The 25,955-nt window shown below is 68.4% G+C and carries 16 protein-coding genes; 15 read left to right on the top strand and 1 reads right to left on the bottom strand.

Annotated elements, in window-relative coordinates; genetic code table 11:
* The first annotated feature begins 25 nt into the window (after window positions 1–25).
* Entirely contained in the window at window positions 26–586 is a 561-nt protein-coding gene (locus ACMX2H_RS04575; protein ID WP_414959179.1) for a PH domain-containing protein, read from the top strand.
* Between the two features lie 255 nt (window positions 587–841).
* Window positions 842–1,924 (top strand): adenylate/guanylate cyclase domain-containing protein, encoded by a 1,083-nt coding sequence (locus ACMX2H_RS04570; RefSeq protein WP_136784544.1) that lies wholly within the window; start codon window positions 842–844, stop codon window positions 1,922–1,924.
* Here the strand turns inward: ACMX2H_RS04570 and ACMX2H_RS04565 are convergent.
* Window positions 1,921–3,834 carry an HNH endonuclease gene (locus ACMX2H_RS04565; protein WP_414959178.1) on the bottom strand — a complete coding sequence of 638 codons (1,914 nt, stop codon included), beginning with the start codon at window positions 3,832–3,834 and terminating at the stop codon, window positions 1,921–1,923. The two genes, ACMX2H_RS04570 and ACMX2H_RS04565, sit on opposite strands and share 4 nt — an antisense overlap.
* Window positions 3,835–4,375: 541 nt before the next feature.
* On the opposite strand from ACMX2H_RS04565, the gene ACMX2H_RS04560 reads away from it, so the two are divergent.
* From ACMX2H_RS04560 to ACMX2H_RS04500, 13 genes are all read left to right on the top strand, one after another.
* Window positions 4,376–10,540 carry an Ig-like domain-containing protein gene (locus ACMX2H_RS04560; RefSeq protein ID WP_414959177.1) on the top strand — a complete coding sequence of 2,055 codons (6,165 nt, stop codon included), beginning with the start codon at window positions 4,376–4,378 and terminating at the stop codon, window positions 10,538–10,540.
* Between the two features lie 102 nt (window positions 10,541–10,642).
* Window positions 10,643–11,614, top strand: a complete 972-nt coding sequence (locus ACMX2H_RS04555) for an AAA family ATPase (protein ID WP_414959175.1) — start codon at window positions 10,643–10,645, stop codon at window positions 11,612–11,614.
* A gap of 39 nt (window positions 11,615–11,653) precedes the next feature.
* Complete coding sequence (locus ACMX2H_RS04550; RefSeq protein ID WP_414959174.1) at window positions 11,654–13,006, top strand: DUF58 domain-containing protein; 1,353 nt, start codon at window positions 11,654–11,656, stop codon at window positions 13,004–13,006.
* Window positions 13,003–15,501 (top strand): transglutaminase TgpA family protein, encoded by a 2,499-nt coding sequence (locus ACMX2H_RS04545; RefSeq protein WP_414959172.1) that lies wholly within the window; start codon window positions 13,003–13,005, stop codon window positions 15,499–15,501. The genes ACMX2H_RS04550 and ACMX2H_RS04545 overlap by 4 nt, the downstream gene beginning before the upstream one ends.
* Entirely contained in the window at window positions 15,486–16,745 is a 1,260-nt protein-coding gene (locus ACMX2H_RS04540) for an RDD family protein (protein ID WP_414959170.1), read from the top strand. The genes ACMX2H_RS04545 and ACMX2H_RS04540 overlap by 16 nt, the downstream gene beginning before the upstream one ends.
* Complete coding sequence (locus ACMX2H_RS04535; protein WP_414959169.1) at window positions 16,742–17,581, top strand: PP2C family protein-serine/threonine phosphatase; 840 nt, start codon at window positions 16,742–16,744, stop codon at window positions 17,579–17,581. Before ACMX2H_RS04540 ends, ACMX2H_RS04535 begins: the two co-directional genes overlap by 4 nt.
* A complete protein-coding gene (locus ACMX2H_RS04530) occupies window positions 17,578–19,188 on the top strand; it encodes an FHA domain-containing protein (RefSeq protein ID WP_414959167.1) in 1,611 nt (536 codons plus the stop codon). Before ACMX2H_RS04535 ends, ACMX2H_RS04530 begins: the two co-directional genes overlap by 4 nt.
* Window positions 19,185–20,705 carry a serine/threonine-protein kinase gene (locus ACMX2H_RS04525; protein ID WP_414959166.1) on the top strand — a complete coding sequence of 507 codons (1,521 nt, stop codon included), beginning with the start codon at window positions 19,185–19,187 and terminating at the stop codon, window positions 20,703–20,705. The genes ACMX2H_RS04530 and ACMX2H_RS04525 overlap by 4 nt, the downstream gene beginning before the upstream one ends.
* 95 nt (window positions 20,706–20,800) lie before the next feature.
* A complete protein-coding gene (locus tag ACMX2H_RS04520) occupies window positions 20,801–21,502 on the top strand; it encodes a hypothetical protein (protein WP_136784224.1) in 702 nt (233 codons plus the stop codon).
* 76 nt (window positions 21,503–21,578) lie between these two features.
* The gene (ligA, locus tag ACMX2H_RS04515; RefSeq protein ID WP_414959165.1) at window positions 21,579–23,753 is read left to right on the top strand and encodes an NAD-dependent DNA ligase LigA; all 2,175 of its coding nucleotides are present in this window, start codon (window positions 21,579–21,581) and stop codon (window positions 23,751–23,753) included.
* Window positions 23,750–24,238: a DUF2087 domain-containing protein gene (locus tag ACMX2H_RS04510; RefSeq protein ID WP_414959164.1), complete on the top strand. Its 489-nt coding sequence runs from the start codon at window positions 23,750–23,752 to the stop codon at window positions 24,236–24,238. Before ligA ends, ACMX2H_RS04510 begins: the two co-directional genes overlap by 4 nt.
* Before the next feature lie 85 nt (window positions 24,239–24,323).
* A complete protein-coding gene (locus ACMX2H_RS04505) occupies window positions 24,324–25,097 on the top strand; it encodes a hypothetical protein (RefSeq protein ID WP_414959163.1) in 774 nt (257 codons plus the stop codon).
* A gap of 303 nt (window positions 25,098–25,400) precedes the next feature.
* Window positions 25,401–25,898, top strand: coding sequence for a GNAT family N-acetyltransferase (locus ACMX2H_RS04500; RefSeq protein ID WP_414959161.1), 498 nt, complete (start codon window positions 25,401–25,403; stop codon window positions 25,896–25,898).
* The last annotated feature ends 57 nt before the right edge of the window (window positions 25,899–25,955 follow it).

Below are 25,955 nucleotides of genomic sequence, written 5' to 3'. Positions count from 1 at the left end.
CCCCCTGCCGGATCCGGGAGCCGCGTTGCGGTTGAAACTGGATCCGGGGGAACGCGTGATCGTCATGACGCGGCCACAGGCCCGGAAACTGACATGGCCGGTGGTGGCAGCCCTGCTGGTGCTTGGCGGCGGCTCCTACCTCTTGGCGAACCTGAGCAGCTCCAACCCGCCGGACTGGATTGCCGAGTGGCGCCCACTGCTGCTCGCCGGACTGGCCGTGGTGGTGGCGGCGCTGCTCTCACGCCTGTTCCTCTTGCCGCTGCTGCGCTGGATGAGCACCCGGTACGTGCTGACCAGCAAGCGGCTGATCGTCCGCCGAGGCATGGGTCGGCGGCATGAGCGCCAGCTGCTGCTGGTGACCATCGCCGAGCTGCACAGTGAGCAGTCGATCATCCAGCGGACGTTGCGCAGCGGCAACCTCACGATCGACCTCGGGCACGGGCGGACCAGCCGAATCGTTGACGTTCCCGAGGTCTTCCGGTTCAGAGCCTTGGTGGTGGAGGCCATTGAGCAGCTGCCGCGGACTGCCATGTTTGATGGTGTAGACATGGAAACAGAAACCGAGTGGAACAGCTGGGACAGCTGACAGAGGAGGATGCACAGTATGGACACGAGCAGCGCGCAGGATGAACCGCGCCGGCCACCGGTGCCGCGTGATCCCGAGCTGCCCCAACTGCTGCGCCGCGAAGTACCGCCGCCGGCCGCGGACGAGCCGGACGAAGAGCTGGAAGAGACCCGGCCCGAGGACCCGGAACCCATCCTGGAAGCAGAGCCGGTACCGGAAGATGTGCGGGCCACCGGCGGGCACCCGGCTGGCGAGCCTGAGCCGCTGACGCTGTCCATGCCCCGGGTGCCGTTGCCCGCCCAGACCGCTCCCGCCGGCGACTCCAACGGGAAGGTAGACCGGCAAGCGATCAAGGACCTTGAAGTCCGCCTGCTCGGCTCGGAACGGACGATGAAGCGCCGCGAAGTGGCTGCTGGCGCCGGCGTGTCTCTGCTGTCGGCCCGGAAGATCTGGCGCGCCCTCGGCTTCGCCAACCTTGGCGATGAGGACCTGGCGTTCACCCAGGCAGACCTGGACGCGCTGACCACCATCATTGACCTGGTGCGCGAGGAGCGCCTGACCGAGGAAGCGGCCATTTCAATCACCCGATCCGTCGGCCAGATGACTGACCGCATGGTGGTCTGGCAGGTCGAGGCTCTGGTCGAAGAGATGGTGCACCAGCGGGGCCTCACGGATGCGCAGGCCCGCCAGCGGCTGGTGCATGAGCTGCCGAACCTGATCGACTCCTTGGAGAAGGTCCTGGTCTACTCCTACCGCCGGCAGCTCAATGCCGGGGTGGCCCGCCTGACCGTGCGGGCCGAAGCCGGTCTGGGAGCCGGGACCGGTGCGGACGAGGACGACTCGCTGCCCTTGTTGCGGGCCGTGGGGTTCGCAGACCTGGTCTCCTACACCAGTCTGTCCCGTCAGATGAACGAGAAGACGCTGGCGCAACTGGTCCAGCGCTTTGAAAACCGGTGCGCCGAGATCATTTCGGTGGGCGGCGGCCGGTTGGTGAAGACGATCGGCGATGAAGTCCTCTACATTGCATCGTCACCGCAGGCCGGTGCTGAAATCTCGCTGGCACTGGCTAAGGCGATCGGCGACGATGACCTGCTGCCGTCCGCGCGGGTGGCCATGGTGTGGGGCAGGGTCTTGTCCCGCCTCGGCGATATTTACGGTCCCACGGTCAATCTGGCCGCACGGTTGACCACACTCGCCGAACCCGGAACCGTGCTGGTCGACGCCACCACCGCGTCGACGCTCGCCGGCGACGAGCGGTTTGTGCTGATCCCGCAGAAAGTCCGCACCGTCCGCGGCTTCGGCGAGGTCAACCCGGTCACCCTTGCCCACGGCACCGGCAAGGGCCTAGTCGTCGACTAGCTTCGGCTCGCCGACCGCTCGCGCCGCCTGATGCGCTCGCGGTCCAGCCGTGCCCTGCGCCGGCGGACCAGAACCTTCTTCGCCTTTCTGGGTGCTAGCTCGGCCCGGGGTGCTGTCTCTGGGGACGGCCGGCTTGTAGGCGTGCCGGGCAGAGGCGGTGCTTCTGCGGTGGGCCGTCCCGGCGGCGTGCCGGGCAGTGGCTGTGCGGTCTGCTGGCCCCGCTGCACAGCAGTTGCCTCTTGCACTCCGGCTGCCTCTGCGGTGGGCCGTCCCGGCGGCGTGCCGGGCAGGGGTGGTGCGGTAGAGGTGTAGGTGTGGCCGGTCGGGGCGGTCGTCATCACGCTCTGCCGTGGCCCGTCGATGGGTGTGGCGGACCAGCCGTCGGCTTCTTTGGCCTGGTTGCAGCGTTCACACAGTCCGTGCCCGTTGGCGAGGGTGGTGGGCCCGCCCTCGGCCCAGGCGACGATGTGGTCGATGTGCCGGATCGGCGCGTCGCACCAGGGACTGCCGCAGACTGCGTCCCGGGCCAGCACCATCCGCCGGATCCCGTCCGGGAACTTCCGGGCCTTCGAGTCCATGCCCAGCAACTGCCCGGTTTCCGGCGCGGTATAGAGCCGCCGGATCCACACGTCCTCCACCCCGCCGACCTTCAGATTCCGCAGCCGCTCCCGCCGGGCCGTCTCGCGGGCGGTCTGCCAGCCCGGCTCGGTCCCGGCCGGCGGAGCTTTCAGCCCCAAACGGTCACCCGGCGGGCCGGCCGAGCGTTCGCCGGACGGGTCGCGCTGCCCGATGCCGCTGCCCGGCGGCTCCGGCTGCCCGAATTCGCTTCCCGGCGGGTCCGGCTGCCCGAGGCGGCTTCCCGGCGGGCCGGCTAAACGTTCGCCGGGCGGGCCTTGGCCTGCCTGGCCGCCTCTTGGGTCGGCATTGGCTTTGTCGGGCGGGTTCTGGGGCAGGCGGATCAGGTCGCGGGCGTACTGGGCCGGGACGATGCCGTAGCCGGTCAGCCAGGCCGGTTCGCGCTCGCCCTGCAGCAGCGCCCGGTCGGTCATCACCAGCTGCACTTCCAGCCGGGCCGGGTCCGCGGTGCTGCGGCCGGTGACGCGTTCAAACACGGTATCGGCCATCACCTGCCCCCGCGACCGCCGGTCCCCGGCGTTCGCCAACCGGTCGGCCTCCTGTTTCAGCGCGGCCATCACCGCAACACCCTGCGCCACCGGCAGCAGGGTGCGGACCGAGACCATCACATCGGGTTCGGGCCGGGAGGAGACGTGCCGGTCCGCTTCGGCCTTCGCGGCCCGTTTCACCACCGCGTGCGGGTCCAGCCGGTATGCGGCGCGTTTGGCTTCGGCCTCGAGCTGCCGGTTCCCGAGCCCGTGCAGGCGTTCGGGGTTCCCGGCCAGTTCCGCATCCACCAGCGCACGGTGTTCCGGGGTGAGGCAGTCGGTTTCAGTGACCAGGATCGCGGCGCGCCGCTCGTTCAGGACCCCGGCCTCGAGCGCTTTGAGCGTGTGCGGCATCTCGGTGACCAGGACCCTGGCCCGGCCCAGCAGCAGAGCGCCGCAGTTCGGGGACTCCCGGCGCGCCAAACCGACCTGCTTGGCGATCCCTTCTCCCCGCCGGGCGGCGGGCACGCCCTTGGCGGCCCGCTCGGCCAGCATCTGCTGTTCCAGGGCGACGATGAGCCGGGCCTGCTCTGCCGCGATCGCGTCCTTCGCGTTCTCCCGCGCGGTGATCTGGTCCACCAACTCCGCCGCAGATGCCTCCAGATCCACCGGCGGCAACCACACCTCGGACCCGTTGCCCGCGGGCAACCCAACCGCCGGAACACCGCAGCCAACAGCCCATACCCGGTCGAGCTGGACGGAGGCTGGCGCCGCGACAGGCGGTTCAGGTGCTGGCGGATCAAACATTTTCAGCGTCTCAATCTTCAGCGCGCCCACTCGGGCACGGCTTCGACTACGAACGGTCGCGGAGCAATGCCCGCAGACGCCATCAGGAAACCCCCACCCCAATGACCAACGATAAGTACTGAACTGCTACTGGAATCAGCCTATGGGCTGCTTCTGACAGTGTCGGGAGTCTTTTTATGGTTGTGGCCAACTATCGCTCTGGAGAGGTTGTATAGGACGGGAGGCCGGTGAGCAGGGTGCGCGCAAGAATGCACGAGTGGAGATACGGCGGGGAAGTCCTGAATACCGCCAGAAGCTGCTGCAAATGAGCAGGAAAATATCAAGGGAACCACAGGGGAAGGTCAGGCAGCGCTCAAGAGGAACGCATCGCCGTCGTGCCCAGACAGGGGAGTTCTCCCCATCTGTCGGGTTTACGCCCGTTGGTTATACGTGCAATAGTCGGTAAGGGCCCTTGGCGCGCCAAGGGCCGTCTTTCGGTGCCTTTCGGGCAGGGTCGTTGCCTGCTGCGGGCACAACGGAACCGTGTGCTGACAAGGGAAGAATGACATTGCGGGGGAAGATGTTGGGGCGGACGCGGCGGCGCAAGACGCTGGCATCAACGACAACATTCTCCGTGGCGACGGCCCTGGTGGTGGGCGGCGCCATCTACTACCAGGGTTTCCCCACCGCTGATGTCGACCTGAACGACGGCGGCGTGTGGGTCACCAACAACAGCCAAGGCATGGTGGGCCACCTTAACTACCAGTCCCAGGTGCTCGACGGCGGCTTCCGTGCCAACAGCGACGGCTTCGATGTCATGCAGAGCGCGGGCACGGTGTTCATGGAGAACCAGGACCAGGCCATGCTCAGCCCGGTGGACGTGGCGCAGATGGAACGCGGGTCGGAGCAGCAACTGCCTGGAACCGCGGACGTGGCTTTCGGCGATCAGTTGCTGTCCATCACGGATACCGTCAAAGGCCAGATCTGGGTCAGTCCGGCCAAGGAGCTGGGCTCGTTCAATGAGGAGACGGCAGAGCCGCTGTTGACCGACGCCAAGGGCAGCGTGGCAACGGTATCGAAGCAAGACACGGTGTTTATTGCCGACCCGGAGGCCGGCGAAGTAGCCCGCTACAAGCTCAATGAAGAGGGCGTAGCCGAACGCACGGGCGCCGACCGGGTGGACTCTCTGGCCGAGGCCGGGGATCTGCAGATAGCGGCGGTGGGCGAAAAATCCGTGGTGTTCGACGCCGAGGCCGGCCTGCTGGTGCTGCCCGGTGGCCGCGAGGTCACGTTGCCGGACACCCGTGGCGGCGTGTTGCAGCAAAGCGGCGACGACAGCTCTTATGTGGCCGTGGCCACCGAATCCGCGTTGATCAAGCAGCCGTTGAACGGGTCGGACGCTGACATCTTGCCGATGGAAGGCACCGGAACGCCGGCGGCCCCGGTTCAATTGGCGGGCTGCCTGCACGCTGCGTGGGCCGGCATCAACCATTACCTGCGCGACTGCGGCAACGACGCCGACGATCTCGCCCAGCCAATCCAAGGGATCGGGGCGAACGCGTCGCTCGTGTTCCGGGTTAACCGGGATGTAGTGGTGCTCAACGACGTGAACGCCGGCAACGTCTGGCTGGTGCTCGAAAACATGCAATTGGTGGACAACTGGAGCGATCTGATCCCACCGGAGCAGGAGAACGAAGAGGACGAAGAGGACTCGGCGGACGAAAACCCGGTCAACACGCTGCCCGACCGCACCGAAGAAAACCAGCCGCCGGTGGCGCAGGATGACACGTTCGGTGTCCGGGCCGGCCGCACCACCACGTTGACCATCTTGGACAATGATTCGGATCCCGACGGCGATGTCCTCACCGCTCGGCTGCGCGGCGACGGTCCGAGCATCGGCGAGGTCCAGGGAATCTACGACAGCACCGGCCTGCAGATCTTGGTCAACGGGGATGCGTCTCCGGGCCGGTACACCTTCGGTTATGAAGTGAACGACGGGCGCGGCGGCACGGATACTGCCCGGGTATCCGTCGACGTCCGCGCGGAGGGCAGCAATCTGCCGCCGGAACCGAAGCGGAAGACCACCATCTTGGTGGAACAGGGTCGGGAAATCAGCCAGAACATCCTCAGCGACTGGATCGACCCGGACGGCGACGACCTGTTCCTAGTGGAAGCGGACAACACCGCCGACGGCGACCTGGTCCGCACGCGGCCCGACGGGCTGCTGACCTTTCAGGACGTTGGCAAGACCTTCGGCAAGAAGGACGTCACCGTCAGGGTCTCGGATGGTTCCGAAACCACCGAAGAGGTGGTGGTTTTCGACGTCCGGCCACCCGGCGCGCTGCCGCCGCTGGCCAACGCGGACCATTTTTCCGCGACCGTGGGCGAGGAAATCCAGATCGCGCCGCTGAAGAACGATCAGGACCCGAACGGCGGCGAGCTGCGGCTGGCCAAGACCGGCTCCGCAGCCAACGCCACGATCGTCCCGGATTACGACGCCGGGACGGTCAAGTTCACCGCGGACGAGGCCGGCACCTACTACTTCACCTATCTGGTCACCAACGGGCCGTCCAGCACCACCGGCCTGATCCGGATCGATGCGACCGAGGACGACGGCGACGGCGCTCCGGTGGCTGTGCGGGATGTGGCACTGCTGCCGCAGAACGGGCAGGTGCTGGTGGATGTGCTGGCCAACGACTCCGACCCGGCCGGCGGCGTCCTGGTGGTCACCTCGGTGGAAGCGAACGGCGCTCCGGTCGCCGTCGAGGTGCTGGACCACAACATTCTGCGCATCTCCGATAAGGGGCTGCATCAGCAGACCACCATCGGCTACACCGTCTCCAACGGCACCGCCTCGGCCACGGGCGAGGTCAGCGTGATCTCCGTGGACGACTCAAAGAAGCTGCTGCCACCGCAGGCCGAAGCCGATACTGCCACCGTGCGCGTCGGTGATGTGGTGACCGTGGACGTGCTGGCGAACGACACCCATCCCAACGGCGAGACCTTGACGCTGGCGGACGATCTTCCGGAGACCCCGGACTCTGCCGACGGCCGGATCTTTACCGCTGAGAACACCGTGCGCTTCATCGCCGGGCAGCAGGCGAAAACCGTGTACGCGGTGTACGAGGTGACCGATCCTGCCGGCCAGAAGGACTCCGCCCAGCTGCGGATCAACATCATCCCGCGCGACGACGAATCGAATTCCCAGCCCGCGCCCAAGAACCAGGAAGCGCGGGTCATTGCGGGTTCCACCGTCAGGATCCCCATCCCGCTCAACGGCATTGATCCCGACGGCGACTCCGTGTACCTGACGGGTATCGCCACCGCACCCGACAAGGGCGCAGCGGTGGCCGGACCCAACTACATTGATTACACCGCGTCCGCACAGGGCGCCGGGACCGACGACTTCACCTACCAGGTCAAGGACCGGCTGGGCGCCGTAAATACCGCCACCGTCCTGGTGGGCATTGCCTCGGCACCGGATGGCAACCAGAACCCGGTGGCGATCGACGACGCCATCACGATCCGGCCGGGCAAAACCGTGGCCGTGGACGTGCTGAAGAACGACTCAGACCCGGACGGTGACCCGCTCCGTCTGATCGCCAACAAGGTTGTCGGCGAGCCGGAGTCGATTGGCGCCAAGGCTGAAGACGGCCGCGTCTACCTGACCACCCCTGCCGAAGCCGGCACGGTCAACGCGCGGTACACCGTGGACGACGGCCGCAACGGCTCGGCCGTGGGCACAGTGACGGTCCAAGTGGACCCGGACGCGCCGCTGGCGGCGCCGCTGGCACGCGACGACCGGGTGGAATCGGCCGACATCAAGGGCCGCACCGCCGTCGACGTCCCTGTCTTGGAAAACGACGAGGATCCCGACGGCGTAGCCAAGGAGCTGGAAGTCATCGTCGACGGCGACTACCCGACGGCGCGGACGGTTGCCGACGGCCAGGTCAACGTGGAACTGACCGAGGACGTGCAGCTGATCCCTTACACCGTGCGGGACGTGGACGGACTGCAGGCCACCGCGGTCATCTGGGTGCCGCCGCTGGGCGAGCAGTATCCGGTGCTGCGCGACAACACACCGCGCGACGTGACCGCCGGGGACGAGCTGCGTCTGGACCTGACCGAACTGGTGGAGGTCCGGCCGGGGCGCACGCCGCGGATCACCGAGGCGGCGAGCATCCGGGCGATCGGCACCAGCGACGACGAGTGGATGGCGGATGAGAGCACGCTCAGTTACAAGGCGGACATCGACTATGCGGGCCGCGGCTCGATCACCTTCGAGGTGACCGACGGCTCCGGCCCCGATGACCCCGAGGGGCTCAAATCCACGCTGACCATCATGACCGAGGTGATCCCGAACGCGGACCGGAATTTCCCGCCGGAGCTGACCACCGGCACGCTGGACGTCGCCAAGGGCGAAGACGCCGTGAGCTACGACCTGCGCCCGCTGGCCAGCGACCCGAACCCGGAGGACCTGGAAAAGCTGGAATTCGCCGTGGAAGGCGGGACTCCGGAAGGCTTCGACGTCCGCCTGGAGGGCAGCGTGCTGCGGGTGTCGGCGGATGCCGAGATCGACACGGGAGCCACCGGCGTCGTCAATTTCTCCGTGACTGACGGCCGCTCGGATAAGGTGACCAGCCGGGTGACGGTGGCAGCGACCGCTTCCACCCGTCCGCTGCCCGTGGCCAACGACGACGAGGTGCCGGACGCGGTGCAGGGCGAAGCGCTGCCGGTGGACGTGCTGGCGAACGACGTGAACCCGTTCCCGGAAACGCCGCTGACGATCGTGAGCGCGACGGCGGGCAATGGCGGCACCGCGGAAATCGACGGCGAGCGAATCATCGTGACGCCCGGCGCCGACTTCTCCGGCACCATGAATGTGGAATACACGGTGGAGGACAAGACCCGCGAAGGCAGCCGGCAAGCGACGGCGAACGTCTCGCTGGTGGTCAAGGGCCGGCCGGAGGCGCCGAGCACGCCGCTGGTGGATTCTGTCCGCAACCAAAGCGTGGTGCTGTCCTGGACGGCCCCGAGCGACAACGGCGACCCGATCACCGGTTACACCGTGAATGCCGCCGGCGGCGGATTCAGCCAGCAGTGCGCAACCACCACCTGCACACTGACCGGCCTGACGAACGACGTGGAATACACCTTCACCGTGACGGCGGAGAACAGCGTGGGCACGTCCGACCCGTCTGCGGAGTCTGCGGTGGCGCGGCCGGATGTGCGGCCCGCTACGCCGGCGGCGCCGCAGCTGAAGTTCGGCGACAAATCCCTCAGCGTCTCCTGGACCGCTCCGGAAAATGAGGGCTCGGCGATTGAGAGCTACACGCTGGAGATCTCGCCGGCACCGCCGAACGGCCAACTGCAGAAGAACGGGCTGACCGGGACCAGCTATCAGTGGGAGGGGCTGGAGAACGGGCAGGCCTACGAAGTCCGGGTGCAGGCGCATAACCGGGCTCCGGAGCCCAGCGAGTTCAGCGCCTACTCGGCTGCGGAGGTGCCCGCCGGTCCGCCGGCTGCACCCACCGCGCCGGCTACCGAGCGGGTCAAGTCCGTGGGCGACCAAAGCCAGCTCAAGGTCAGCTGGGCTGCGCCGTCCAACAACGGCGGCGAGATCCTCGACTACACCGTGCGCGAATACCAGGGCGGCAAGCTGACCCGGACCTTCCCCGCGGTGAACGCGACCTCGCAGACGGTGACGGCGCCTAACTCGGAGACCGCCTACACCTATTCCGTCACGGCGCGGAACAAGGCCGGCTCTGGCGAGGCCAGCCCGCAGTCCAACGCCCGGCGGGCGGTCGGGGCGCCGGACGCACCGACGGGTGTCGCGCTGAAGGAAGCACAGACCGGAGGCGCAGGGCGATCGGTGACGGTGTCCTTCAACGAGCTCACCGCCGCGCAGCGCAACGGCGCCCAGGCCGGCGAGATCAGCTACCGGGCGACTTTCAGCGACAGCCGGACCATGGCCATTTCGAACGGCCAGCAGGTGGGCGGCTTCACCAACGGCAAGGCCGTCAACGTCCGCATCACCGCCGTGGCCAACAGCGACGGCGCGAGCTACTCCAGTGCGCCGAGCGCTGCCTCCGCGAATGCGACGCCGTACGGTGCTCCCGGCAACGCTACCGCTTCAGCCACGGGCCAGAGCGGCGAGACCAACAGCCCGCAGGTGACAGTGCGCTGGGGCCCGCCCAATACCACCAGCCACGACGTTGCGAAGCTGCAAATCAACGTCGAGGGCAAGGGGTGGGAGAACGTCTCCGTTGCTTCTGGCAGCCGCACGGTCAACGTCGGCCATAGCACCACGGTGGACATCAAGGTCCGGGCCGTCAACTCCAAGGGCGATATCGGTGCAGTCGCATCTGCCTCCGGAACGAGCGGCAGCAAGCCCAAGCCGAAGCCGCCGACATCATGGACGATCCAGGTGGGTGGAACACTCGACGCTGGGTACCGCACATGTATGGACCCTAGAAACGGCACGAACTACAGCCCCGGACCTCCCGCCTCGTGCTCGGGCGGACACTGGGCGAACGAGAGAAACGAATACCCCACCTTGGTGACCAATTGCTGGCTCGTCCGAGCCGGTACCTATTGGTACAAGCAGGAATCGGGCGGCAAATCCATGAACAACGGGCTCTACATCAAGGGTGAACACGTGACTCTTGCCAGCGGGGGATCACACTTGGGCGGAAACCCACCCGCAGGGATGGGTAAGTGCTCGTAGCAGCCAACGAATGCGGACCGGTTGGTCCGGCTCAACCAGCGCTCCGTAAAGTAACTAGAGGTTTTTGACACCGATGCACGACGAAGAGAGACCGAGAACAGCATGACGATGACTTCCGAGCAGGCCGAGTGGTTCGCCGAGACGTTCGAGAAGCTGGCCGCCAATGTGGGCCAAGCGGTGCTGGGTAAGAACCAGGTGGTGCGGCTGGTGCTTACCGCCATGCTGGCCGAGGGGCATGTGCTGCTGGAGGATGCACCGGGAACGGGCAAAACGATGCTGGCCCGGTCGCTGTCCGCCACGGTGCAGGGTTCGAACTCCCGCATTCAATTCACGCCGGACCTGCTGCCGTCGGACGTCACGGGCATCACGATTTACGACCAGAAGACGCAGAAGTTCGAGTTCCACAAGGGCCCGATCTTCGCCACGGTAGTGCTGGCGGACGAGATCAACCGTGCCTCGCCGAAGACCCAGTCGGCGCTGCTGGAAGTGATGGAGGAAGGCCGGGTGACGGTGGACGGCGTAACCTACGACGCCGGACGGCCCTTCATGGTGATCGCCACGCAGAACCCGATCGAGCAGGCCGGTACCTACCGGCTGCCGGAAGCCCAGCTGGACCGCTTCTTGATCAAGACGTCAATCGGTTATCCCGACCGGGCGTCGACGGTGGAACTGCTGGGCGGAGCCAGCACCCGGGACCGGTCCGCTGCGCTGACTCCGATCATCACCACCGACGCGGTGCGGGACATGGCGGAGCTGGCCGCCACTAACCACGTGGACACCTCGGTGCTGGAATACGTCTCGCATTTGTGCGAGGAAACCCGTAATGCGGCGGAGTCCCGTTTGGGTGTGAGCGTCCGCGGCGCCTTGGCCATGGTCCGTGCGGCCAAGGTCTGGGCCGCGAGCCAGGGCCGGAACTTCGTGTTGCCGGACGACATCAAGGAACTGGCTCCGGTGGTCTGGAACCACCGGTTTGTGATGGACCCCGAGGCGGAATTTGCCGGCGCGACGCCGGAGGCCGTGATGTCCCGCGTGCTGGCAGACGTGCCGGCCCCGCAGCAGCGGGTGACGGTCTAAGGCCGTGCCCGAGCTACTTTGGCAGCCGGAAGCGGCTGCATGACGGAGACGACGACGAAGCGGGAGCCTGACCAGACCCGCAGGCTCGGCGGGCTCGGCGAAACGATTCGCCAGATAGCCCCGGACAAGTCCAGCGTGCTGCATCCGGCGTCGTTGGCGGCCGAAGCTGCGTCACTCGCCGACCAATACCTGCTGCCGGGCTGGCGATGGATCCGGCGGGCCACCGAGCGTTACCTGAGGCCGGTACTGGAGACAGTCAGTCCGCTGGGCTGGGTGGTGGCCGGCAGCGCCCTGCTGCTGGTGGTGCTTGGAACGGCCTTCGGCTGGCAGGAAGCCAAGATCGCTGCGCTGATGGGACTGTTCCTGCTGCTGCTGGCCATCGGTTTTGTCATCGGCCGTTCGTCCTACGGCGTGGAATTGGATTTGGCGCGCACCAGGGTCGCGGTGGGTGACCGGGCCGTGGGCAGCGTGGCCGTAACGAATACCGCGGACAAGCCGTTGCTGCCGGCTGCGCTGGAGCTGCCGGTGGGAGCAGCCACTGCCGTCTTCCAGCTGCCGCGGATGAAGGCCGGGCAGGTGCATGAGGACCTGTTCACCATCCCGACGCAGCGCCGCGCCGTCATTGTGGTGGGTCCGGTCCGCTCCGTGCGCCAGGATCCGCTGGGCCTGCTGCGCCGCCAAATGATGTGGACCGAAGCTACCGACCTGTTTGTTCATCCGCGCACCACGGCACTGGGCAGCTCCGCGTCCGGCTTCATCCGCGACCTCGAGGGACTGCCCACTAAGGAACTGGCCAGCGCCGACGTCTCCTTCCACGCGCTGCGCGATTATGTCCCCGGCGACGACCGGCGCTACATCCACTGGAAGACAACGGCACGCACCAACTCGCTGATGGTCCGCCAGTTCGAGGAAACCCGCCGCGCGCACCTGGCCGTGGCGGTCTCCACCAACACCGAGGAATACAGCTTGGAGGAGGACTTCGAGCTGGCGGTCTCCGTGGGCGCGTCGATCGGGCTGCAGGCCATCCGCGAGCAGCGCAACCTGAGCGTGCTGACCCAGCGGGGCCCGCTGCGCAGCGAGACCGGACGCATCCTGCTGGATGAAATGACCCGGATCGAAGGCAAGCCGCAGCGGTCCACCGCGGTGGAGCTGGCCCGAAATACCGCCGAGGCCGTGCCGAACGCGTCGGTCATGTTTTTGGTCGTCGGCGACCGGGTGTCCGCCACCCAGCTGCGCCAGGCGTCGTCCGCGGTGCCGGCCGGCATCCGTGCCTTCGCCATACGCTGCGGCGGGGGACTCGAGGCCGCGCGGGCGACCATCGGCGACCTGTCCGTGTTGTCGCTGCCCAGCTTGGACGACCTGGCCATCGTGCTCCGGAAGGCGGCCGCGTGAACGGCGGTGGAAACGCTCCGTCGCCGGGTCGGCGGCCTGACCGGGCCCGCCGTCGCGCCGCGGACATCAAAAACGACGCCGGACGGGGACTGGGGGCGTGGCTGCCGCGGCCCGGACGCCAGCTAGCCATCGACGCTGCAGTCCTGGTGCTGCTGCTCGGACTCGGGCTGGCTGGCTTCCACCATGTTTTCGGCGGCAATGGCCGTTATCTGACCGCAGGGTTCGGCGGCATCGTCGTCGGTCTGCTGCTGTCGCTGGCCTGTGCCCGGTACCGGTTGGGGCTGTTGTCCACGGCCACCGCCGGGCTCGGCGCCTACCTGCTGCTGGGCAGCGCCTTCGCCGCTCCCACCGAAGCCATCGGCGGAGCGCTGCCGTCGCTGGAATCCCTGCGCACCGTGCTGACCGGTTTCGTCTTCGCGTGGAAGGACATCCTCACGGTTGCCCCGCCGGTGGGAGTCTCCAACGGCATGCTCGTGGTGCCGTTCCTCGGGGCCTTGGCCTCGGCCCTGCTGGCCGGCACTCTGGCCTGGCGCGTCCGCGGACCGTATTGGCCGCTGCTGCCGGTGCTGGCATTCTTCCTGCTTGGCATCGCCTTCGGCACCGACGTGCCGGCCCTGCCGGTGCTGCGCGGCGTGCTGCTGGTGGCTGTATCGGCGGCCTGGCTGGCGTGGCACCGGCACCTGGCTCGCGGCGATGCGTCCGCGGGCGTGGCGGCCAGCCCGGCGCTGGCCGACCCGGCCGCGCACCGGGCGGGGCTGCGGCGCAGGCTGGGCATGGGCGCCGGCATGCTGGCGGGCGCGGTGGTGTTGACGGCGCTGGCCGGCCCGGCACTCACGGCGCGGGGCGACCGCGAGGTGCTGCGCGACGTCGTCGTTCCGCCGGTCAATCTGTATGACTACCCGAGCCCGCTGATGGATTTCCGCGGCTACGTGAAGGACCGGCCTGACGAGACGCTGTTCACCGTGGCGGGGCTGCCGAAGGGCCAGCGGGTGCGATTGGCGGCCCTGGATACCTTCGATGGCACGGTGTACAACGTCAATCCGGAAAGCGGCGGCAACTTCACACCGGTGGGCGACGCCGCGTCGCTGGGCCAGATGTCCGGGGACGGGACGCGGTTGGACATCCAGATTGCGGACTACAGCGGTGTCTGGCTGCCGGTCGGCGGGCGGATTAACGGCGTGGCGTTCCAAGGCCAACGGTTCGGGGAGCTGGGCGGTTCGTTGTTCTACAACGACGACGCGAAAACCGCGCTGACCACGCGCTACCTGCAGGCCGGCGACGGCTACTCGGTGGAGACCACGTTCCCGAGCCGGTGGGAAGACGCCCAGCTGGCCCAGTACGACTTCGCGTCCGTCCGTTTGCCGGAACCGGCCCGGGTGCCGGACATCATTGCGGCGAAGGCCAACGAGTTCGTCGGCGAAGCGACGGTGCCGATCGAACAGGTCCGCCAGCTGGAGCGGAACCTGCACGAGAACGGTTTCTTCAGCAACGGCAAGGAAGACGAGGCCCGCAGCCTGTCCGGCCATCATGCCGGGCGGATGATCCAACTGCTGGATGCCGACCAGATGATTGGCGACGACGAGCAGTACGCCGTCGCCATGGCGCTGATGGCCCGGCATCTGGGCATCCCGGCGCGGGTGGTGATGGGTTTCTACCCGGATCCGCAGGAGGACCGCTCCGGCTCGGCACCGGTGGAAATCAAGGGCGAGGACGTGCACGCCTGGGTGGAGGTGGCGTTCGAACACGCCGGCTGGGTCGCGTTCGATCCCACCCCGGACGAAGACAACGAACCGACGCCGCCGCAGCAGGAGCCCAAATCCACGCCGAAGCCGCAGGTCCTGCAGCCGCCGCCTCCGCCACAGGAACCGGCTGAGTTGCCGCCGGACACCGCACCGGAGCCACAGGACGCCGAGCAGCAGGACAGGTCCTTCTGGGACCAGTGGGGCTGGCTGTTTGTGGCCATCGGGATGGGTGCCATTCCGCTGGCGGTGCTGCTGGCGCCGCTGTTGCTGATCGCCTGGCTGAAGCTGCGCCGGCGCAAGCGGCGGGCCAGCGAAGGCCTGCCCAGCCAGCGGGTGGGCGGAGGCTGGCGCGAGGTGGTCTCGCTGGCCACGGACATGGGAGCACGGGCGGCCAGCAACGCGACCCGGCGCGAGCACGCGGCCGCCTTGGCGGAGCAATTCCCGACGACGGCGGCGGGCACCACGCTGCTGGCGCACCGGGCCGACGCAGCGATCTTCGGAGCCGCCGAGCCGACCGAGGTCCAGGTGCAGCAGTATTGGGACCATGTGGACCAGTCGCTGGCGGAGATGAAGGGCTCGCTGGGCTTCTGGCAGCGGCAGCGGGCCAAGTACACCCCGCGGTCGCTGGTGGCCGACGCCAGGCGGCGGCTCGCGCAGCGCCGGAGCGGTCCGGCCGCCGCTAGAATCCGTACAGTAGACTCACAGGCCGGACGGTCGGAAAAAGGCGGGAGCAGCACGTGGCAGCAGGACTGAATCTGGTCAGCGCCTCGGCCGGAAAACGGCTCGGGGCGTGGCTGATCGACAAGATTCCGCCGGCCGTCCTGATGCTGGCTGCCTACGCCGCTACCGTTCCAGCGCTGATGCAGGCGGCAGCCTCCGGCAGTGCCTCCGCGGCCGCCTCGGCGGTGGGCGGAATGTTCCTCTGGATCGGACTGGCTTCGCTGCTGTCGCTGACCTATACCGTGTGGCTGTGGGGCTGGGAAGCCACCACCGGCAAGACTCCCGGCAATTTGGTGCTGGGCCTGCGCACCGCCAACGAGGACGGCCTTGCGGCAGGCTGGGGCGCCATCTTCCTGCGCGGCCTGATCATCGCCGTGGGCGGGCTGGCGCTGGCCGTCGGCGCCGTCGTGGTGGTGGTCTCCAATGTCTGGGACCGGAACCACAAGCGGCAGGGCTGGCATGACAAGGTAGCCAAGACCCTGGTGCTGGATGTCGCGCAGGGCCGCGACCCGCTGACCACCGGTGGACTGTACGGGCCCGCGGCCTTTGCGCCGGAGGGAACCGACGTGCACGCCGGTTTTGCCGGGGCGGCAGCGCAGGCACAGCACCTTCACGAGGCCTCCCCGAACGAGGCAGCCCGGCAGCCTTCCGGCGTTATCTCCGCCATCCCGGGATTCGGCTCGGACGCGGCAGCGGCCCCGGTGGCTGCGCCCGTCCCGGCCGCTGCGCCGGCCATCGCCCAGGTGCCGCCGAGCTCTCCGCTGGCTGAAGACCGCGCCAGCCGCGATGCCGAGCCGTCGTACGCCTTGGCCGCGGCAGGACCGGCATCGGGACAGGCCGCGGCGGGACCGGCTGCGGGAGGACCGGTTACGGGAGGTGCCAGCGCGGGCGGTCATCCCGACGATGAATTCGCGGCCACCATGGTCCGCGCCTCCAACACGCCGACAGGCCCGCTCACTATTACCTTCGACGACGGGCGCGACGTGGTGCTTGAAACGACGGCCCTGATCGGGCGCAACCCTGCGGCAGCCGCCGGCGAGGACATCGACCAACTGATCGACTTTGCGGACATGGGACGCTCGGTATCCAAGACCCACGTGCTGCTGCGGGTCGACGGCGCTACGGTGTGGGTCACCGACCGCAACTCGACGAATGGGAGTGCCGTGACCGGTGCAGACGGCATCCGCCGGCCCCTGGTTCCGGGGATACCGGTGGCAGCGGCACTCGGTGCCACCGTGGAATTCGGCGACCGCAGCTTCACCGTCGGAGCGGCATGAACGCGGCTTCGGGCGCCGGCGACATCCGGCTCAACGTCGGCGCGGGCTCCGATCGCGGACTACGGCGGATGCTGAACGAGGACGCCTATCTGGCCGACGGCACCATGTTCGTCGTGGCCGATGGGATGGGCGGACATGAGGCCGGGGAAGTGGCCAGCCGCATCTGTGTGGAAACAATGCGCGATTATGTGGCGAGCCACGAGCTGGGCGCGCACGAGCTCGAACAGCTGATTGCCCGCGCCGACGCGCGGATCAGGGACGCAGCCGCCTCCCGGGCGGGCACCACCGTGTCCGGCGCGGCGCTGGTTTCCGAACGCGGTGTGCCCTACTGGCTGGTGTTCAACGTGGGCGATTCCCGCACCTACCGGCTGCACCAGGGCAGGCTAGAACAGATCAGCGTGGACCACTCCGAGGTGCAGGAACTGCTGGAGGCCGGACGGATCACGGCACAGGAGGCCCTGGTCCACCCGCGCCGGCACGTCGTCACCCGGGCGCTGGGAACCGGCGAAGACAACCAGCCGGACTTCTGGATGGTTCCGGTGGAACCCGGGGACAGGATCATGATCTGTTCCGACGGACTGACCTCGGAGGTCAGCAACGACCACATCTACACGATCCTCACCTCCGTGTCCCGCCCGCAGGAAGCGGTCGATTCGCTGATCCAGGCGGCGCTGCGCTCCGGCGGCCGGGACAACATCACCGTGGTGGTGATTGACGCCGACGGCCTCGACGGCGAGCCCGAAGACGCCTCGACCGCGCCTCGGCAGGAGGACACGACGACCCTGCCCCGGCTGCCGGCTCCCGGAGAGCCGGCCCCGGAGGAGGATGACCGGTGACCGGCCTGACCTACTCCCCGGGAGCGTGGATCGGTCTGGTCAGTGGCGGTACCGCGGTACTCCTCGAACCCGGCGCCGCCGATGACCTGGTGCAGCGGCTCTGGCGGGAGTTGGAGTCCGACGCCACGCTGGAGTCCCTGCTGGGTACCATCGTGTCCTGCTGCGGTGCCAACCTGTCCGCAATGCCGCAGTTTGGCATCATCTGCTCAACCGGAGGCATCCACGCAGTGCTCCGCGGAGACGTGGTGGTTTCTGCCGATTCGGACAGCCAGGAACTCAGCGGGCGGGGAGTCTCCAGCTGGACCGAGGGACGGCTGGCGTCCGACAAGGTGACTATTGCGGCCGGATTTGGTGCGGGCGGAACGGCAGCCCAGCCGGGACCGTGGCTGCCGCTGCGCGCCGGAGCCGTCCAGTTGGGGATCCTCCGGCTGGGCCGCGCCGCCGAGGCGTCCGATGACGCCCCGAGGCCCGGCGCCAGCTCCGACACCGCCGAACCCCGGCGGCAGCCCGAAGCCGCCACGCCGCGGCAGCCCGAAGCCGCCGTGCCGCTACGGCACCCCGAAGCCGCCGCGCCGGTGCCCGCCTCCGCAGGAGCCGAATCGAACCTGGACATGACCGGCATCTACGTGCCGGATGACGAGCTCGACGACGAGCCCGACGCCCCCGACGACTCGCCAGACGACGCTGCGGCCGCGGCCGACCGAGCCGCCGCCGTCGAACAGCCGGCCGGCAGCCGGGCGGAAACGGACATCGAGGCAGCCGTTGACGATCTGGACCAGACGGTCATCCACGCCGCCGCGCAACGCGCCAACTTGCCACCGGCACCGCCGCAGCAGTCGAACGTGCAGGGGAGGAGCGCGGTCGCGCGCACCCCGGGCGGCCGGACAAACGGGCATTCAGCCCGACCGACAGACCTGATCGACGCCGTACCCTGGCTGACCCGCTCCGCTTCCGCGCGCGCCGAGGTCCCGTCGGCCGGGCAGCAGACCGCGCAGCCGACCGTGCAGCCCGCCGGGAACGACGACGGGAGCGACGACGGCGACCACGACGGGCAGACGCTGATGCGCAGCGACCTGCCCGATCTTCCCGCCGCGTCCGCGCCCGCTGCCCCGACGCCGGCTTCGGCGGCGAGCACCGCGCCGAGCACGGCACCGATGGTGCTGGCCCGGATGTGTCGGCACGGCCATGCCAACCCGCCGACCAGTTCCGCCTGCGCCCTCTGCGGAGCTGCGCTGGAGCAGGACGCCCAGGAGGTGCAGCGGCCGGCACTTGGCCGGATGCGGGTTTCCACCGGCGACGTGGTGGAACTGGACCGGCCGGTGATCGTCGGACGGCAGCCTTCGGCCAGCCGGGTGCAGGGCAGCGTGATGCCGCGGCTGGTCCCGGTCCACAGTGCCAGCGGGGATATTTCGCGCTCGCATGTGGAAGTCAGGCTGGAAGGCTGGCACGTGATCCTGTCCGACCTGAAGTCCACCAACGGCACGGTGCTGCTGCGCGGCCGGCAAGCCCCACGGCGGCTGGGCCACGGGGAAGCGGTCATGCTGCTGGACGGCGACATCGCGGACCTGGGCGACGGCATCTCGCTGCGCTTCGAGGATCTTCCGTGAGCGTAAAGCGTCCGCCCGCACCGCCGCCGAACATTGACGGTTACCGCTATGTCCGGCTGCTGGGCTCGGGCGGTTTCTCCGACGTGTACCTTTACGAGCAGGACCGGCCCAGGCGCCGGGTGGCCGTCAAGGTGCTGCTGTCCGGACTCAGGACCGAGGACGCTCGCCGCCGCTTCGAGTCCGAGGCGAACCTGATGGCGCAGCTGTCCACGCACCCGTTCATTGTCACCATCTACGAGGCCAACCTCACAGCCGACGGGCATTCCTACCTGGCCATGGAGTACTGCTCGCGGCCAAGCCTGGATGCGCGCTACCGCAAGGGACCGTTGGGCGTGGACGAGGTGCTGACCCTCGGCATCCAGGTGGCGTCCGCCGTGGAGACCGCACATCGGGCGGGAATCGCGCACCGTGACATCAAACCGGCGAACATCCTGGTCACCGATTACAACCGGCCGGCGCTGACCGACTTCGGCATCTCCTCCTCCGGCAACGACGCCGCGGACAGCGACGTGGGGATGTCCATTCCGTGGTCGCCACCGGAGTCCTTCAAGGGCGACGCCGGAAACGGCACCCGCGGCGATATCTGGGCGCTGGGCGCCACCGTGTACACGCTGCTGGCCGGCCGTTCGCCGTTCCTGCAGCCGGGCGGGAACAACTCGCAGCGCGAACTCATGGACCGGATTGCGCATGCGCCGCTGCCGCCGCTGGGCCGCGCCGATGTGCCGGCCTCGCTGGAGCTGGCCCTGGCCACCGCGATGGCCAAGTCGCCCGGCTCGCGGTTCAAATCCGCGCACGCCTTCGCGCTGTCCCTGCAGCGGGTGCAAGCCGAACTGAACCTGTCGGTCACCCCGTTCGAGGTACTGGAGGAGGCGCCGTCTGCCGGCGCGGGGGAAGCCGACGACGGCGAGGCGACCCGGGTCCGCGGGATCGTCTCGATCGATCCTGCCGCGGCAGCGCCGTCGGCAGGATCCGTTTTCCCGGAACGCACCGAACGGTTCCCAGCACGGCAGGACGGACGCCGCCTGGAGCTGGAGCCGGAAGCCTCCACTGTGTTGAGGGACTCCGCAGCAGACCAATGGACGGAATCCGGCAGCGGAGCGCGTCGCCGTCCCTGGACGTGGGTGGCCGGCGCTGTCGCCGCGGTGGCGGTGGCTGCCGGCGCGATCTTCGTGCTCAACCGGCCGGCGCCCGAGGCAGCCGTGCCCGATGCGCCGGTCAGCCGGGCGCCGGCCAACGCACTGGAAGGCCTGTCCGGCAACGTGGTGCCCCCAGAGGAGTTGGACGGCCGGGTGGAAGGAAGCGAAGCGGTTTTCAGCTGGACCAATCCTGACCCGCGCGACGACGATCTGTTCATCTGGACGCCCGTCACCGCACTGGGGCAGGGCGAGCCCGAACGCACCGGTGAGCCAAAAGCGGTGCTGCCGTTGGCGGAAAACGACCGGACCTGCATCGAGGTGGTGGTGGTGCGGGCCAACGGCCGGGCCTCCGACCCGGTCCGCGGCTGCGCCGACGAATAGCCGGATGCCCGCTGGAATAGAGTTAGAAGGCGGGTCCATGAAACGATCAACTCGCGTCGACCCGTTCGGTCAACACAACATCAAGGGGGCTTCCGGTGGCGGATGTGAGCATTGAGTTCTGCGGGGAATGGTATGAACCCAAGGACGACGACGTGTTCACCATTGGTCGCGAAGGCGATCTGGAGATCGACGACAATCCGTACTTGCACCGCAAGTTCCTGCAGGTCGCCCGTTACGACGACATCTGGTGGTTGGCCAACGTAGGGTCCCTGATCTCGGCCACCGTCGCCGATTCCACCGGCGGCATGCAGGCCTGGCTGGCGCCGGGCGCACGGATCCCGCTGGTCTTCAGCCTGACGAATATCGTGTTCACTGCCGGCCCGACCACGTACGAGTTGTCCGTCCACGTCAAAACGCCCTCCTTCCGCCAGGAACACCGGGACACGGACGCGGTGGGGGAGACCACCATCGGGCCGGTGATCTTCACCGACTCGCAGAAGGCGCTGATCCTGGCCCTGGCCGAACCCATGCTCAAGCGGGATGGCACCGGGCTGAGCTCGATTCCGTCGTCCTCGCAGGCGGCCGCCCGGCTGGGCTGGCCGTTGACCAAGTTCAACCGCAAGCTGGACAACGTCTGCGACAAATTGGACCGCGTGGGCGTCGCCGGGCTGCGCGGTGGCGGCGGCAAGCTCGCCACCAACCGGCGCGCGCGGCTGGTGGAACACGCAGTGACGTCCCATCTGGTCACCGCGGCGGACCTGGCGCTGCTCGACCAACAGTTGGATGCCGAAGACTGAGCGCAACGTGACGTCGCCGGCGGGCCGCGGCACCGCCGTCGTCGCCTGAACCGGGCTCCTGGGGCAAGATAGTCAGGTGAGCACAGTCGAAACATCTGCCAACGAGATTCCGAGCGATGAGATCCGGGACGAATACGAGCAGCTGACCGAGAACGTCCGCAAGTACCGCTACGCGTACTACAACGAGGACGCCCCGCTGGTCTCGGATGCCGAATTCGACGCGCTGTACCGGCGGCTGGAAGAAATCGAGGCGCTGCACCCGGAACTGGTGGCCAACGACTCGCCCACCCAGGAAGTCGGCGGCGAGGTCTCGGCCGCGTTCGCCCCGGTGGAGCACCTGCAGCGGATGTACTCGCTGGAGGACGTCTTCTCGCTGGAGGAACTGAAGGCCTGGGTGGACCGCGCCAGCGCCTCCGTGGCGAACCTGGGCAACGGGAGGAAACTGCGCTGGCTCAGCGAGGTGAAGATCGACGGACTGGCCGTCAACCTGCTCTACCGCGACGGCGAACTGGTCCGGGCGGCGACCCGCGGCGATGGGACCACCGGCGAAGACATTACCCACAATGTGCTGACCATTGGGGACATTCCGCGCAAGCTCACCGGCAGCAACTTTCCGGCCGAGGTGGAGATCCGCGGCGAAATCTTCATCCCCACCAAAGACTTCCTGGCCCTGAACGAACGGATGGTGGAAGCCGGCAAGGCGCCCTTCGCCAACCCGCGCAACTCCGCGGCCGGATCGCTCCGCCAGAAAGACCCGAAGGTCACGGCGGAACGGCCGCTGCACATGTTCGTGCACGGAATCGGCGCCCGCGAAGGACTCGACGCGGAAAGCCAATCGGACACCTACGCCCTGCTCAGCGGCTGGGGCCTGCCCACCAGCCCCTACTTCAAAGTGGTGGACAGCTACGAGGACGTGCTCGCCTTCATCGAGCACTACGGCGAGCACCGGCACGACCTGCTGCACGAAATCGACGGCATCGTGGTCAAGGTGGACGATTTCGGCCTGCAGCGCGCGCTCGGCCACACCTCCCGCGTGCCGCGCTGGTCCGTGGCCTACAAGTACCCGCCGGAGGAAGTCCACACCAAACTGCTGGACATCCGCGTGAACGTGGGCCGCACCGGCCGGGTCACGCCCTACGGCGTGATGGAACCGGTGAAGGTGGCCGGCTCCACCGTGGAGATGGCCACGCTGCACAACCAGGACGTGGTCAAGGCCAAAGGCGTGAAGATCGGCGACATCGTGGTGCTGCGCAAGGCCGGCGACGTGATCCCGGAGATCGTCGGCCCGGTCATGGCGCTGCGCGAGGCGCAGGATCCGCCGGTCCGCGACTTCGTCATGCCCACCGACTGCCCCTCCTGCGGCACGCCGCTGGCCCCCGGCAAGGAGGGCGACGTCGATTTACGCTGCCCGAACGCCAAGTCCTGCCCCGCCCAGCTGACGGAACGGGTGGCCCACCTCGCCGGCCGCGGCGCGTTCGACATTGAAGCCCTGGGCTACGAGGCCGCGCTGGCGCTGACCCGCCCGGCCGAACCCGAGCAGGCGCCGCTGACCAACGAGGCCGGGATCTTCAGCCTCAAGCCCGAGGACCTGGCGGATGTGCGGATCCGCCGCGAAAAGAAGACCAAGGGCGTGCCGACCGGCGAGATGGAATTGGTGCCCTACTTCTACACCAAGGGCACAGCCAAGAAACCGTCGGTCCCCACCGCCAACACCAAGAAGCTGTTCGAGGAACTCCAGAAGGCCAAGACGCAGCCGCTGTGGCGAGTGCTGGTCGCCCTGTCCATCCGCCATGTCGGACCCACGGCTTCGCGTGCACTGGCCACCGCCTTCGGGTCGATGGACGCCATCCGGGCAGCCAGCGAGGAACAGTTGGCGCATGTGGACGGCGTAGGCCCGACCATCGCTGCCGCTCTGAAGGAGTGGTTCGCCGTGGACTGGCACGCCGGGATCGTGGACGCCTGGGCGGAAGCCGGCGTGCGGATGGCCGACGAGGTGGACGAGAGCACGCCGCGCACGCTGGAGGGACTGACCGTGGTGGTGACCGGCACGTTGCCGAACTTCAGCCGCGACGAGGCCAAGGAAGCGATCATTATCCGCGGCGGCAAGGCCTCCGGATCCGTCTCGAAAAACACCAGCTACGTGGTGGCCGGCGAGAACGCCGGGACCAAACTGGACAAGGCCGAAGCCCTCGGCCTGCCGGTCCTGGACGAGGACGGGTTCCGCCGACTGCTGGAAACCGGCACAGTATGACGGCGGAGCGGCCGGCCGCCGACGTCAGCTGGCAGCGGATCCTCTCCACGCTGGCCAGTCATCGGCTGCGCGGACTCTACGCTGTCCTGGTGCTGGGCCAGCAGCCCGAGATGACCGCCAAGGAACGGCAGAAGCTGCTCGACGCCGGCTTGGTGATGGACGACGGCGGTGCCCTCACCATTGCGCCGGACATTTTCAAGGAAGCACTGGCGTCGGCACGGACGCCGGAACCCACCGGCCCGGAGCGCTTCCTTGCCGGCGGGCTGGTGGTGCTGCCGCACCGCGCGGCCGACCGGCTGGAACTCCTGGGTTATCTCCGCGACCGCGTCAGCGCCGCCGGAGAAACGCTGGCCGAGAAGGAACTCAATGCCAGGCTGGCCGCCTTCACGGAGGACGTGCCGATGCTCCGGCGCGCCATGGTGGACTACGGCTTCCTGGTCCGCGAGCCGGACGGAAGCGCGTACCGCCGGGCGCCGGGGCAATAGTCCAGCGGCCTGCCGCAGGTCCGAACCGGAAACGCAGGCGTGACTCGCATCACGTGCCATGGGAGCATGGACGTGTGGAGCGGCCATGAACGAGTTTTTCGCCGATGGTTTTCCCTGGTGGTTCATCTGGGTTGGCTTCGCCGTGGTCTCCGGCATGGGGCAGCGCGCCAAACGCGCCAGGCGCCAGCAGGCCCGGAACCGGGCGGGCGGCCAGCGCCGCGAATCCGCGTGGTCGGAGGCCGCCCGGCGGGAGGCGGACCGCCGGCAAGCCGCCGCGGCCGCCCAGCAGCAGCGGCTGCGCGATACCGAGAAACTGATGGCGGACCATCACGCGGTCAACGTGCGCTGGCTGGACTATGAGCTGGATGTGGCGAAACTGATCGACTACCCGATGATGTCCGACGTTCGTGAACCGCTCACCGTGGCCTTCCTGCGCGCCAAACGGACCGCGGACGGGCTGCTTCCGGTCACCGCGCGGGAGATCGCCACCGACGAGCGGCTGCGCGAATATCGAGAGGCGGTGCGCGCCTATGAGGTCGCCTTCGACATAGCCGAACGCGAAGCCCGCCGGATCCGCGACCAGCACTTCAGCGGCCCGGAACGGTTGCGGCTGAATACCGCCCGCCGGCTGCTCACCATCGCCGTGGACCGGGCTGCCACTCCGGCCGAGCGGCAACTGGCCTACAGCCGGGCGCGCAAAGAGCTGGACGGCCTGTTGGCCCTGCCTGCCGAGGCGCTTGCCGCCCTGCAACGGCAGGTCAATCCCGAGCTGCTGCCGCTGCCTGACCCGCCGGCTGCGCCGCGGCGCGGCCGGCCCGAGCAGCGTCCCGGGCCTCTCTCCGACCCTCAGCCCGGCTGAACCGGAACCGGAGCAGCCGCCCGGGCCGCCATACCAATGCCCGCACCTCGGTGGTCGACCAAGGGAGCGCCAGCGACCGTACCTCGGTGGTCGACCAAGGGAGCGCCAGCGACCGCACCTCGGTGGTCGACCAAGGGAGCGCCAGCGACCGCGTGGAGACCACGGATCTCCAGGAGCAAGCGCCTTTGGTCGATCACCGGACTGGGCACCGCATTGGCGCGCACCACGCGGGGTGCGCGAAACTGGTAGGGCACGCACCGCCGTCGTGCTTTCCCCTTTTCCCGCGAGGACCCGCCCCAGCACATGCACATCACCATCCGCCCCGCCACCGCTGCCGATTACGACGACGTGGAGCGCCTGACGCGCGAGGCGTACCTCGCCGCCGGTCATTTCCCGGCCGCAGACCACCCCTACCTGGTGCATGTCTCCGACGTGGCGCACCGGGCCGCACGCGCGGAAATCTGGGTGGCCGAGCGCGGCGGGCACGTGGCCGGCGCGGTGACGCTGGCGCAAGCGGGCGGGGAGTATGCGGACATCGCCCGGGAGGGTGAGCTGGAGTTCCGGATGCTGGCGGTCGACCCGGGGCTGCAGCGGTCCGGTGTCGGGCGGGCGCTGGTGGAAGCGATCGTGGCCCATGCCCGCACGCTGGACGGAATTGACGCGGTGAGCCTGACCACCGGCAGCGACTGGACCGCAGCGCACCGGCTGTATGAGTCACTCGGGTTTGACCGCGTACCGGAGCGGGACTGGCCGGTGCCCGGCACCGAGATCCGGCTGCTGGTCTTCGTCAAGCGGCTCTAGCCCGCCGCCCCCGCGGTACCGCCGCCCCGCCGTACTGCCGACCTGCCGCCCCGCAGT

The sequence above is a fragment of the Arthrobacter sulfonylureivorans genome (assembly GCF_047607445.1).
GTDB classification, from domain to species: domain Bacteria; phylum Actinomycetota; class Actinomycetes; order Actinomycetales; family Micrococcaceae; genus Crystallibacter; species Crystallibacter sulfonylureivorans_A.
This window is presented reverse-complemented; position numbering and strand designations above follow the sequence as displayed.